The organism is Pseudomonas persica, from assembly GCF_900291015.1.
In the GTDB taxonomy this organism is placed as follows: domain Bacteria; phylum Pseudomonadota; class Gammaproteobacteria; order Pseudomonadales; family Pseudomonadaceae; genus Aquipseudomonas.
This window is the reverse complement of the sequence record NZ_OLKL01000048.1, coordinates 1-11851: the sequence shown is the minus strand read 5'-3', so window position 1 is coordinate 11851 and position 11851 is coordinate 1. Positions and strand designations below refer to the sequence as shown.

Annotated in this window: 12 protein-coding genes; 3 read left to right on the top strand and 9 right to left on the bottom strand. The window is 64.4% G+C overall.

Annotated features, from left to right (window positions below; translation table 11 throughout):
* Nucleotides 1-115 precede the first annotated feature (115 nt).
* From purD to FQ664_RS22840, 7 genes are all read right to left on the bottom strand, one after another.
* Entirely contained in the window at nt 116-1411 is a 1296-nt protein-coding gene (purD, locus tag FQ664_RS22875) for a phosphoribosylamine--glycine ligase (RefSeq protein WP_144175085.1), read from the bottom strand.
* A gap of 188 nt (nt 1412-1599) precedes the next feature.
* Nucleotides 1600-3207, bottom strand: a complete 1608-nt coding sequence (purH, locus tag FQ664_RS22865) for a bifunctional phosphoribosylaminoimidazolecarboxamide formyltransferase/IMP cyclohydrolase (RefSeq protein WP_144175083.1) — start codon at nt 3205-3207, stop codon at nt 1600-1602.
* 81 nt (nt 3208-3288) lie between these two features.
* Nucleotides 3289-3609 (bottom strand): DNA-binding transcriptional regulator Fis, encoded by a 321-nt coding sequence (fis, locus tag FQ664_RS22860; protein WP_012274390.1) that lies wholly within the window; start codon nt 3607-3609, stop codon nt 3289-3291.
* Nucleotides 3606-4619 carry a tRNA dihydrouridine synthase DusB gene (gene dusB / locus FQ664_RS22855; protein WP_144175082.1) on the bottom strand — a complete coding sequence of 338 codons (1014 nt, stop codon included), beginning with the start codon at nt 4617-4619 and terminating at the stop codon, nt 3606-3608. The genes fis and dusB overlap by 4 nt, the downstream gene beginning before the upstream one ends.
* Before the next feature lie 236 nt (nt 4620-4855).
* The gene (locus tag FQ664_RS22850; protein ID WP_144175081.1) at nt 4856-6205 is read right to left on the bottom strand and encodes a DUF3426 domain-containing protein; all 1350 of its coding nucleotides are present in this window, start codon (nt 6203-6205) and stop codon (nt 4856-4858) included.
* Between the two features lie 42 nt (nt 6206-6247).
* Complete coding sequence (prmA, locus tag FQ664_RS22845) at nt 6248-7126, bottom strand: 50S ribosomal protein L11 methyltransferase (protein ID WP_087499523.1); 879 nt, start codon at nt 7124-7126, stop codon at nt 6248-6250.
* Nucleotides 7127-7293: 167 nt separating this feature from the next.
* Nucleotides 7294-7749: a MaoC family dehydratase gene (locus tag FQ664_RS22840; RefSeq protein ID WP_144175080.1), complete on the bottom strand. Its 456-nt coding sequence runs from the start codon at nt 7747-7749 to the stop codon at nt 7294-7296.
* A gap of 143 nt (nt 7750-7892) precedes the next feature.
* Between FQ664_RS22840 and FQ664_RS22835 the strand changes: the two genes are divergently transcribed.
* The 3 genes from FQ664_RS22835 to FQ664_RS22825 are packed head-to-tail and all read left to right on the top strand — an operon-like array spanning nt 7893 to nt 9568.
* Nucleotides 7893-8255 carry a CidA/LrgA family protein gene (locus FQ664_RS22835; protein WP_144175079.1) on the top strand — a complete coding sequence of 121 codons (363 nt, stop codon included), beginning with the start codon at nt 7893-7895 and terminating at the stop codon, nt 8253-8255.
* A complete protein-coding gene (locus FQ664_RS22830) occupies nt 8252-8968 on the top strand; it encodes an LrgB family protein (protein ID WP_013974365.1) in 717 nt (238 codons plus the stop codon). The genes FQ664_RS22835 and FQ664_RS22830 overlap by 4 nt, the downstream gene beginning before the upstream one ends.
* A 9-nt stretch (nt 8969-8977) precedes the next feature.
* Nucleotides 8978-9568, top strand: coding sequence for an LON peptidase substrate-binding domain-containing protein (locus tag FQ664_RS22825; RefSeq protein ID WP_144175078.1), 591 nt, complete (start codon nt 8978-8980; stop codon nt 9566-9568).
* 127 nt (nt 9569-9695) lie between these two features.
* Here the strand turns inward: FQ664_RS22825 and FQ664_RS22820 are convergent, their stop codons facing one another.
* Both FQ664_RS22820 and FQ664_RS22815 read right to left on the bottom strand, forming a co-directional pair.
* Complete coding sequence (locus FQ664_RS22820; RefSeq protein ID WP_144175077.1) at nt 9696-11012, bottom strand: bifunctional DedA family/phosphatase PAP2 family protein; 1317 nt, start codon at nt 11010-11012, stop codon at nt 9696-9698.
* Nucleotides 11013-11015: 3 nt separating this feature from the next.
* Nucleotides 11016-11684 carry a DNA-3-methyladenine glycosylase gene (locus FQ664_RS22815; protein WP_137162481.1) on the bottom strand — a complete coding sequence of 223 codons (669 nt, stop codon included), beginning with the start codon at nt 11682-11684 and terminating at the stop codon, nt 11016-11018.
* Between the last annotated feature and the right edge of the window lie 167 nt (nt 11685-11851).

Below are 11851 nucleotides of genomic sequence, written 5' to 3'. Positions count from 1 at the left end.
GGTACTAACTATGCGCGGCGCGCCAAGTCGAAGGCAAGGCCCCTTGGGGCCCTGTCGACGAGCCGGATGCCGCAGGCGCAAGGTGCTGTGGCGCGTTGCGGCAAACCGGTACAACTTACTGCTGGTGCTCACCGCGCTCGCGGGCGATGGCCCGGTAGCCGATGTCGGTGCGGTAGAAGCTGCCGTTCCAGCTTACTTCCTTGGCCAGGCGGTAAGCCTGCTGCTGCGCGTCGGCAACGGTGCTGCCCATGGCGGTGGCACACAGGACGCGACCGCCGTTGGTGACCACTTGGCCATCCTTGAGCGAAGTACCGGCATGGAACACCTTGCCTTCGATCCTGGCTGCTGCATCCAGGCCGCTGATCACGTCGCCCTTGGCGTAGTCGCCCGGGTAACCGCCGGCAGCCAGCACCACGCCCAGGCTCGGACGCGGGTCCCACTGCGCTTCGACCTTGTCCAGCGCCTTGGCGAATGCGGCCTCGACCAGCAGTACCAGGCTCGACTCCAGGCGCAGCATGACCGGCTGGGTCTCTGGGTCGCCGAAGCGGCAGTTGAACTCGATGACCTTGGGGTTGCCCGCCTTGTCGATCATCAGGCCGGCGTAGAGGAAGCCGGTGTAGACGTTGCCTTCCTCGGCCATGCCGCGCACGGTCGGCCAGATCACCTGGTCCATCACGCGCTGGTGCACTTCGGCGGTGACCACCGGGGCAGGGGAGTAGGCACCCATGCCGCCGGTGTTCGGGCCGGTGTCCTGGTCGCCGACGCGCTTGTGGTCCTGGCTGGTGGCCATGGGCAGCACGTTCTGACCGTCGACCATGACGATGAAGCTGGCTTCCTCGCCGTCGAGGAACTCCTCGATGACCACGCGGGAACCCGCATCGCCGAAGGCGTTGCCGGCCAGCATGTCACGCACGGCGGCTTCGGCTTCTTCCAGGGTCATGGCGACGATCACGCCCTTGCCTGCGGCCAGGCCGTCGGCCTTGATCACGATCGGCGCGCCTTTTTCCTGCAGGTAGGCCAGCGCCGGCTCGATTTCGGTGAAGTTCTGGTAGTCGGCGGTCGGAATCTTGTGACGCGCCAGGAAGTCTTTGGTGAAGGCCTTGGAGCCTTCCAGCTGGGCCGCGCCCTTGGTCGGACCGAAGCAGTCCAGGCCGCGGCTGCGGAACAGGTCGACCACGCCGATGACCAGCGGCGCTTCCGGGCCGACGATTGTCAGGTCGACGTTCTTCTCGGCGAAGTCAGCCAGTTGCTCCAGCGCGCACACGTCGATGGCGACGTTCTCGCATTTGGGCTCGATGGCGGTGCCGGCGTTGCCCGGGGCAACGAAGACTTTCTCGACGCGTGGGTCCTGGGCAACTTTCCAGGCCAGGGCGTGCTCACGACCGCCGCTGCCGATGATCAATACTTTCATTTCAAAACCTCGAATTCTGTCTGGCCGATCCCGTTTCTGGTGTGGGAGCGGCCTTGTGTCGCGAAAGGGCCGCAAAGCGGCCCCGGCAAATTCTGCTGCGAAGCTGAAAACCTGGGGGCGCTACGCACCCCTTTCGCGACGCAAGGCCGCTCCCACAAACAAGGCCGAGGAACGGCCGGCCATCTTGATTAGTGGCGGAAGTGGCGCATGCCGGTGAAGACCATGGCGATGCCGGCTTCGTCGGCAGCAGCGATGACTTCGGCATCACGCATCGAACCACCCGGCTGGATCACGGCGCTGATACCCACTTTAGCCGCATTGTCGATGCCATCACGGAACGGGAAGAATGCGTCCGACGCCATGACTGCGCCCTGCACCTGCAGGCCGGCATGTTCGGCCTTGATTGCAGCAATGCGCGCGGAGTTGACGCGGCTCATCTGGCCGGCGCCGACGCCGATGGTCTGGCGCTGCTTGGCGTAGACAATGGCGTTGGACTTGACGAACTTGGCCACTTTCCAGGCGAACACCAGGTCGTGGATCTCTTGCTCGGTCGGCGCACGCTTGGTGACGATCTTCAGGTCATCGGCGGTGATCATGCCGATATCGCGGCTCTGTACCAGCAGGCCACCGTTGACGCGCTTGAAGTCCCAACCGGCAGCGCGCTCGGCTGGCCACTCGCCGCATTCCAGCAGGCGTACGTTCTGCTTGGCGGCAACCACATCGCGGGCAGCCTGGGAGATTTTCGGCGCGATGATCACTTCGACGAACTGGCGGTCGACGATGGCCTTGGCGGTTTCGCCGTCCAGCTCGCGGTTGAAGGCGATGATGCCGCCGAACGCCGACTCGGTGTCGGTGGCGTAGGCCAGGTCGTAGGCCTTGCGGATGCCGCCTTCGTCTTCAGGTACCACGGCCACGCCGCACGGGTTGGCGTGCTTGACGATGACGCAGGCCGGTTTGACGAAGCTCTTCACGCACTCCAGTGCAGCGTCGGTGTCGGCCACGTTGTTGAACGACAGCTCCTTGCCCTGCAGCTGGATGGCGGTGGAAACGCTGGCTTCGCCTTTCTTCGCTTCTACATAGAACGCCGCGCTCTGGTGCGGGTTCTCGCCGTAGCGCATTTCCTGGGCCTTGACGAACTGGCTGTTGAAAGTGCGCGGGAATTCGCTGCGGCCTTCAGTGCTCAAGGTCTCTTTGGCCTGGTCGATGGTACCCATGTAATTGGCGATCATGCCGTCGTAGGCAGCGGTGTGCTCGAACGCCTTGAGCATCAGGTCGAAGCGCTGGGCGTAGGTCAGACCACCGGCCTTGAGGCCTTCGACGATGCCGGCGTAGTCGCTGGCGTTGACCACGATGGCCACGTCCTTGTGGTTCTTGGCAGCCGAACGGACCATGGTCGGGCCGCCGATGTCGATGTTCTCGATGGCGGTCGGCAGGTCACAGCCAGGCTTGGAAATGGTCGCTTCGAACGGGTACAGGTTGACCGCTACCAGGTCGATCGGCTTGATGCCGTGCTCGTTCATGATGGCGTCGTCGATGCCGCGGCGGCCGAGGATGCCGCCGTGGATTTTCGGGTGCAGGGTCTTGACCCGGCCATCCATCATTTCGGCGAAGCCGGTGTAGTCGGCCACTTCCACCGCGTTGACGCCGTTGTCCTTGAGCAGCTTGTAGGTGCCGCCGGTGGACAGGATCTCGACACCGAGCTGCTGCAGCTCACGGGCGAATTCGAGGATACCGGTCTTGTCGGAGACGCTGATCAGGGCGCGGCGGACTGGCAGGCGGGTAGTCTGGTCGGTCATTTCGGGTTCCAATAACGCGGTGGAGTCAGCAAAAAAGGCGTCTCTGTTCAGGGAGCCGCCTTTTCTGGTTGGGATTCTGGCTTACAACAAGTCGTACTGCTTGAGCTTCTTGCGCAGGGTGCCTCGGTTCAGCCCGAGCATCTCGCTGGCCTTGGTCTGGTTGCCCTTCACGTAGTTCATCACGCTTTCGAGCAGGGGCGCCTCGACTTCGGAGAGCACCAGGTTGTACACGTCCGTCACGGTCGCGCCTTCCAGGTGGGCGAAGTAGTTGTGCAGCGCCTTCTCGACGCTGTCGCGAAGGGTCTGGCCCTCTTCGCTCGGCGTGTTGAGGTGCTGTTTCAGGTTGGCGTTGTCGCTCACGGGCGTTGTTCCACTCACAAATGTCTCGGTCATCATCGTCATGCGGCCACCCCTTGTCCGTCCTCTGTCTCAAGGCTCTGTCGACGCTCGCTGAAAAACGCGCGAACGTTGGCGCACTGCGCTTGTGTGTCTTCCAAAGCGTTGAACCGGGAGCGAAACTCCTTGCCGCCGGGTCGTGTTGCCAGGTACCAGCCAACGTGCTTGCGGGCGATACGTACGCCCATCACATCGCCATAGAAGGCATGCAGCGCGGCCAGGTGCTCCAGCAGGATGCGTTCCACTTCCTCCAGCTGCGGCGCTGGCAGGTGTTCGCCAGTGCGCAGGTAATGCTCGATCTCGCGAAAGATCCATGGCCGCCCCTGGGCGGCCCGGCCGATCAACAGGCCATCGACCCCGGTGGCGTCCAGCACCGCCCGGGCTTTTTCTGGCGAGGTGATATCGCCGTTGGCAAAAACCGGGATCGACACCGCCTGCTTGATGGCGGCGATGGTGTCGTATTCGGCTTCGCCGGTGTACAGGTCGGCGCGTGTGCGGCCATGCACCGCCAGCGCCTGGATGCCGGCCTGCTCGGCGATCCTCGCCACGTTCAGGCCGTTCTTGTTCGCCCGGTCCCAACCGGTGCGGATCTTCAGGGTCACCGGGACGTCCACGGCGCCGACCACGGCGTGGAGGATCTCGCTGACCAAGGCTTCATCTCTCAATAAAGCAGAGCCTGCGGCTTTGTTGCAGACTTTTTTTGCCGGGCAGCCCATGTTGATATCAATGAGCTGGGCACCTGCTTCGACGTTGGCCTTTGCCGCCGCTGCCATCATCTGCGCATCACCACCGGCGATCTGCACCGAGCGTGGCTCGGGATCACCTTCATGGATGCGGCGCAGGCTCGACTTGCGGCTGTTCCACAGACTCATGTCGCTGGAGACCATTTCCGACACCACCATGCCGGCGCCCAGGCGCTGGCAAAGCGTACGGAAAGGCTGGTCCGTGACCCCGGCCATGGGCGCGAGGATCAGGTTGTTACGTAGTGTGTATGGGCCGATGCGTACCGCCGACATAGGTGATCCCTGTTGTGGGGCCGAATCTTGGAGTTCGAAAAAGGGTTGGCATGATACCCGCTCTCGATGACCGGATAAAGATGGGTTTGGATAAAATCTGAACAGTTGTCGGCTTATGACATTTGGTATGGGAGGGCTTGGGCAGTGGGAGCGGGCGAGCCCGCGAACACCGGCGAAGCCCGTGCCATCCTCAGCGGCGCCTGGTTCGCGGGCTTGCCCGCTCCCACAGTTGCTGGCTATTCCGGCGAACGGAAGCTCAGGCTGTAATTCACGGCCTTCGGCCCAGGGTCGAGGATGTCCAGGGCGATATGGATCGGGGTCTGGCTGGGCATTTCGCCACGCCCGGCCAGTTCACCCGACAGGTACTCGCTGGGCTTGAAGCGCCGGCTGGCGATCAGCTGGCCATTGAGGTCGGCAAAGCGCAGCTCCAGCAGCGGGAACGGCTGGGCGAACGGTGCGCGGTTGTAGATGATCGCATCGACGATCAGCGCGCCCTTGAAGTCCGGGTGGCTGCGTACCACCAGGTTGCTGCTCTTGATTCGGGCGATATCGACGCGGGTCGGCACCTCGCAGCCGACCAACGGGCAGACTTGCTGGAAGAGCGGCCGGTATTGGTCCTGGCGGGCCATTTCGTCGAAGTGGAACCACACGTACTGGAACGCCAGCAGGCCAGCGGCCAGCAGGGTCAGGAAGCCCCACAGCAGGCGCTTGCCCCAGTTGGCCGCGGGCTTTTCCCAGCCCAGTTGCAGCGGGTCGTCGACCACGTCGACCAGCGGCTCCTTGCGCGCCTGGCGCTCGACTTTGCCGGCAAGGCCCGGTTCCAGGCGTTCACCGGGCAGCGGCTCGACAGGCTCGTCATCGCGCGCCGACAGGTTCAGCTCCAGCGGCTCTTCGTCGCGGGCGCTCAGGCCCGGTTCCGGGATGTCGTCATCGCTGGCGTGCAGCGGTTCGTCGAATTCGCGGTGGTCATCGATTTCGACGGCGCGGTGTGCCGGTGGCTCGTCATCGATGTCCAGATCCAGGTTAGCGCCCAGGGTCGGCTCGGTGCGCTCGCCAGGAGCGGGCTCCAGGTCCAGCTCCAGGGGCTGCAGCACGGGCGCGGGCTCGGCTGCCTTTTGCGCCTCGAAAGGCTCGTCGGTGGCCGTGCCGAACAAATCGTTGGCATGCTCGTCCGGCCGCAACTCGTCGCGCCTTGCCTGCAGCCCGTCATCCTGGTTGGCCGGGCGTGCCGGGGCCGGTTGGCTGCGGCGCTCCAGGCGCTCGAGCTCCTTGTCGAGGTCAACGGCGTCCAGCGCCTGGGCCGTGAGCGCCCAGTCCTCGTCAGGGGTGAAGCTGCGCTCGCTGCTGGCAGGTTCAGGAGCGACTGCGGGCTCGACCACCGGCTCGTCAGGCTCCGCAGGTGCCGGCGTTGGCACCACAGGTGCGCTGGCCGCTGGACGGCTCTGCTCCAGCAACTGCCTGGCGGCGTTGAACACCTGCAGGCAGTGGCCGCAGCGCACTACGCCGCGGGCCACGCTCAACTGGTGGTGGGTGACGCGAAAGCTGGTCTGGCAATGCGGGCACTGGGTGACGAAACTGTCGGTCATGCGGCAATCCGGGAGCTGTGCAAAGAAGTATTCTAGGCCCGCTTAACGGCGGCGACCACTGATGCGTACCCAGCCGTCGCGCACGACGATCGGGTCCAGCTCGAAGTCGGCGGCATAGGCCGCGGCCACTTCCTCACCCTGCTCGGCGAGGATGCCCGACAGCGCCAGCAGGCCCCCTGGGCGGACCAGGCCGGACAGTTGCGGTGCCAGCGACACCAGCGGGCCGGCGAGGATGTTGGCGACCAGCACATCGGCCTGCATGGCCGGCATGTGCTCGGGCAGGTACAGCGCCAGCTTCTCGTCGGCGATGCCGTTGCGCTGGGCGTTGTCGCGCGAAGCCTCGATGGCCTGCACGTCGATGTCGGTACCGACCGCCTCACGGGCGCCCAGCAGTAGCGCGGCAATCGCCAGAATGCCCGAGCCGCAGCCGAAGTCCAGTACTTGGGTGCCTTCGAGCTGCTGGCCGTCGAGCCATTCCAGGCACAGGGCGGTGGTAGGGTGGGTGCCGGTGCCGAACGCCAGGCCCGGGTCGAGCAGCAGGTTCACCGCGTCCTGTTCCGGGGCCTCGTGCCAGCTGGGCACGATCCACAGGCGGCGGCCGAAGCGCATCGGCTGGAAGTTGTCCATCCAGCTGCGTTCCCAGTCCTGGTCCTCGATCACCTCGGCCTGGTGCTCGGGCAGCTCGGCGCCGGTCAGCAGGCGCAGGTGGGAGAACACCTGCTCGGGCTCGGCATCGGCCTCGAACAGGGCCAGCAGGTGGGTGTGCGACCACAGCGGAGTGGTATTGAGGTCTGGCTCGAAGATCGGTTGATCCTCGGCGTCCATGAACGTGACCGAGACGGCACCCACTTCGAGCAGGGCATCTTCGTAGGTTTCGGCTTGTTCCGGGCTGATGGCCAGGCGTACTTGCAGCCAGGGCATGGCGGGCACCTTTGGTAAATCGACAGGGGCAGCCCGAGGCTGCGCGAAGGCTGGCAGTTTACGCGAGTGCAGTGGGTTTGTAGAGAAGGCCGGAACACCGTGCTGGCTTCTTCGCGGGCATGCCCGCTCCCACAGATATTCCGCGAGCTCTGTGGGAGCGTGGTGCTTCAGACAAAACAGAGGGAGAGCGACTCGGCTATATAAGCAGGCTTCTCTTCACCGTCGATCTCCAGCGTGGCAATCGCCTTGAGCAACCATTGCCCCGGCCTTTTCTCCGTCACCTCGGCCAGGTCCACCTTCAGCCGCACCTGGCTGTCGACCTTGACCGGCTGGATGAAGCGCACGCTGTCCAGTCCATAGTTCACCACCATCTTCAGCCCCTCCGGCAGGATCAGGATGTCCTCGATCAGCTTGGGAATCAGCGACAACGTCAGGAAACCGTGGGCGATGGTGCTGCCAAACGGGGTTTTTGCCGCCTTTTGCGGGTCGACATGGATGAACTGGAAATCGCCCGTGGCTTCGGCGAACAGGTTGATGCGCTGCTGGTCGATCTTCAGCCAGGCCGAGCGGCCCAGTTCCTTACCAACGTACTGCGAAAGCTCTGTAACCGGTACATAAGGCATCGCGGACTCTCCTGATTGTCAGTTGGTACGAAGGTGCAAGATCAGCACGGCGAACCGTTTCAGTCAAGTTGTCCGCTTTTCGACGAATATCGGTATATGGCGGCACGTGCTTATAATGACGGCCATGCCCGAGGGAGATGCTTATGCTGTTGCGTGGTTTGACCTGGCTGGTGCTGTTCCAGCTGCTGGGGACGGCGATCAATCACCTGTTGGTGCCGTTTCTGCCAGGGCCGATCATCGGCCTGTTGCTGCTGTTGTTCTTCCTCATGGCCCGTGGTGAGGTCGGCAAGCCGCTGAACGAGGCCGCCAGCAGCCTGTTGCGTTACTTGCCGCTGTTGCTGGTGCCGCCGGCGGTGGGGGTGATGGTGTATGCCAGGGACATCGCCGCCGATTTCTGGGCCATTGCCGGTGCCTTGCTGATCTCCTGCCTGGTGACTCTGGTTTTCGTCGGCGTGCTGATGCAAAAGCTCATCCACCGCCAAGGCCGGCGCGAGGATCAGCCATGATGCTCGATTGGCAAGGCGCGCTGGATGCAGTCGTTCATCATCCCTTGTTCGGTATCGGCATCACGCTTGGGGCCTATCAGGTGGTGCTGGCGGCCTACGAGAAGACCCGCTGGATCTTCCTGCAGCCGGTACTGGTGTCGATGTTGCTGGTAATCGGCGTGTTGCTGGTGTGTGGCATCGACTACAGCGAATACCGCAAGAGCACCGAAATCATGAACATCCTGCTGGGGCCCGCCACCGTGGCCCTGGCCGTGCCGCTCTACCTCAACCTGCGGCGTATCCGACAGCTGTTCTGGCCCACATTTACTACGCTGGTAGTCGGAGGCCTGTTCGCCACGCTGTGCTGCCTGTTGCTGGGCTGGTGGTTCGGTGCCGAGCACATGATCCTGATGACCATGGCGCCGAAGTCGGTGACCTCGCCGATTGCCATGCTGGTGGCCGAGCAGATTGGCGGCGTGGCGGCCCTGGCGGCGGTGTTCGTGCTGATTACCGGGGTGATCGGGGCAATCTTCGGCCCGGCGCTGCTGAGCCGCTTTGGCGTGCATAGCCCCGAGGCGCGCGGCATGTCGCTGGGCGTAACCGCACACGCGGTGGGTACTTCGGTGGCCCTGCAGGAAAGTGACGAATGCGGCGCCTTTGCCGCGCTGGCGATGAGCCTGATGGGGGTGGCCACGGCGGTGTTCCTGCCGCTGGCGGTCAGCCTGGTGGCTTGAGGACTTGTGATGACGCTACCGCTGTTTCCCCTCAATACCGTGCTGTTTCCTGGTTGCTTCCTCGATTTGCAGATTTTCGAGGCGCGCTATCTGGACATGATCGGGCGCTGCATGAAGCGGGGCGAAGGTTTTGGTGTGGTGTGCATCCTGCAAGGCGAGCAGGTTGGCAAGGCGCCGCCGGTGGTTGCCTCGATCGGCTGCGAGGCGCTGATCCGCGATTTCGCGCAGCAGGATAACGGCTTGCTGGGTATCCGCGTCGAAGGTGTACGGCGCTTCAACCTGGAAAGCACCGAGGTGCAGAAGGACCAGTTGCTGGTGGGCCAGGTGCAGTGGCTGCCGGAGCAGGCGGACAGCCCGTTGCTCGAGGCGGACGAAGACCTGCTGGCGTTGCTGGTGGCCCTGGGCGAGCACCCGATGGTCGAAGCGCTGGACATGCCGCGCCCGGTGGATGGCCGCCAGGCGTTGTCCAACCAGTTGGCGTACCTGCTGCCGTTCATGGAAGAGGACAAGCTGGATTTGCTGAGCCTCGACTCGCCGCAGGAGCGGTTGGGGGAAATCCAGAAGCTGCTGGAGCGGATTCAGGGAGAGCTGTTTGCCTGAAGTGCTGTGTTGCCTATGCCGGCCTCTTCGCGGGTGAACCCGCTCCCACAGGTACTGCATCGGGCTTGAGCGCGACGCTATCTCTGTGGGAGCGGGTTCACCCGCGAAGAGGCCCGCACTGGCGACATCAGTATTGGTACCTGAGCAAAGCCTGCGGCAACGCATGCAGGGCAAAGAACGCCAGCAACGCGACACACGCCGGCAGCACCAGCCACCACACCCGCAGTGGCAAGGCCGGCAGGGTCTGCTGCCGCTGCACCAGTGCCAGGCTCAGCGCGCACACGCAGCACGCCAGCAAAGCCCCGGCGAGGATGTCGGTCGGCCAGTGCGCCCCCAGGTACACCCGTGACAGGGCAATCGCCAGCGCCGGAATGCAGCCCAGCATCACCCAGGTCAGACGCATCCGCGGCGGTTGCCCGCGCCCGGCCAGCACCGCCATCACCAGGAAAAACGCAAACGACGCCGAGCTGTGCCCGCTCGGCATGCTGTAGCTGGTCAGCGGGTCGCTCAGCACTTCCGGGCGGGCCCGGGCGAACAGCCACTTCAGCGTACCGTTGGCAAGCGCCGTCCCCATCAGCGCGCCTGCAGCGAACATGGCATGCCGCCACTGCCGGGCAAGCAGCAGCAGGCCGGTCAGCAGGCCGCCGAGGAACAGTTGGGTGCGGAAATCGCCCAGGCGGGTTACCAGCACTACGGCGCCATCGATGGTCTGGCTGCGGTGCTCCTGCACCAGTGTCATCACGCCCTGATCGAATTCGTGCAGGTAGGGCCAGCCGAGAAAGACCCCGGCCAAGGCGACGAAACTCATGCCGGCGATCAGCCGGGTGCCGTGGCGTTGATCGCGAATGCTGGTGTTCAGGCTTAGCCCGATGATGACTGCCAGCGTGCCACCGATGATCCCGGCATCCAGCCAGAAGCCTTCCGGCAGCGGCAGGCGCATGGCTGCGCCGGTAGTCCAGCCGGGCAGCAGGTAGGCCACCGCCCAGCCGGCACCGGCCACCAGGCTGACGGCGATGAAGCGCGGCAGCGGCATGTCGAACATGCCGGCGACCATCGGCAGCATCGGCCGCAGCGGCCCGATGAAGCGCCCTACCAGCAGGCTGGCGATGCCGTAGCGCTGGAAGTACGCCTCGGCGCTGCCGATCCATTCCGGGTGGTGGCGCAGCAACGGCAGGCGGCGGATGTTCTGGTGGAAATGCTTGCCCACCGTGTACGACAAGGCATCGCCCACCAGGCCGCCGAGAAAGCCCAGCAGCAGCGTTTCGCCCAGGCTGAAGGCGCCGCTGCCGGCCAGTACCGCGACGGCGAACAGCAGCACGGTGCCTGGCACGATGATGCCGGCAATAGCCAGGCACTCGATGCAGGCCACCAGGAAAATCGCCAGGCCAAGCCACTGCGGGTTGGCGCTGAGCCAGCCGGTCAGGCTGTCGAGCCATTGGCCCATGGTTCAGCTTCCTTGTTCGAGAATGAAGAAGTCGCGGCCTTCTACTTGGCCGCGGCGTAACGGGTTTCGCGTGCAGAAACGGGCGTATTCGGCATCGACGAAACGGTAGGGCAGGTGCTCGTCGCGACCATGTGGGATGCCCAGGCGAGCGGCCTGGATCACCCGTGGCACGGCGTTGCCGCAATCCTCCACGTACAGGCGCTCGGCGTCGAAACGCTGGGCGTCCCAGTGCGGCACTTTCAGACCCAAGGCCCGGCACAGCAAGGTCTGGCCGGCGCACAGGCGCTCGGCCGGGCGGAGGTTGCCGCTGGCATCGGGGTTGTTCAGTTGCATCTGCGCCAGGCTGTTCGGCCCCGAGCGGGCGTCCTGCCAAGGATAGGCGGACTTGATCAGCACCGCGTTGCCCGGTCCGTGGGCGCTGAAGTTCAACGAGTCGCCGCCGCGCGCGTAGTACATATAGATGTGCCCGCCATCGAGGAACAGTGCCTTGCGTTTTTCGGTGTAGCCGAGCGAGGCGTGGCTGCCTTTGTCGGTGAGGTAGTAGGCCTCGGTCTCGATGATGCGCGCAGCCAGCCACAGGTCGCCGTGGCGATGACGGATGACCTTGCCCAGCAGGGCCTTGGCCAGGGTCTGGGCATCGCGGTCGAAAAAGCTGTCGGGCAGGGCTGGCATGCGGGCGGTTCGTGGCTGGGAAGGTGGGGATGATAGCAATGAATGGCTTAATCGAGGCTGAATCGAGTGTGATGTTGGCAGCGCCGGCCTTTTCGCGGGTAAACCCGCTTGTATGGTAGGACTTGAAGGGAGGAGGAGGGTCATAACTCGCTTCTGACTGTTCGCAG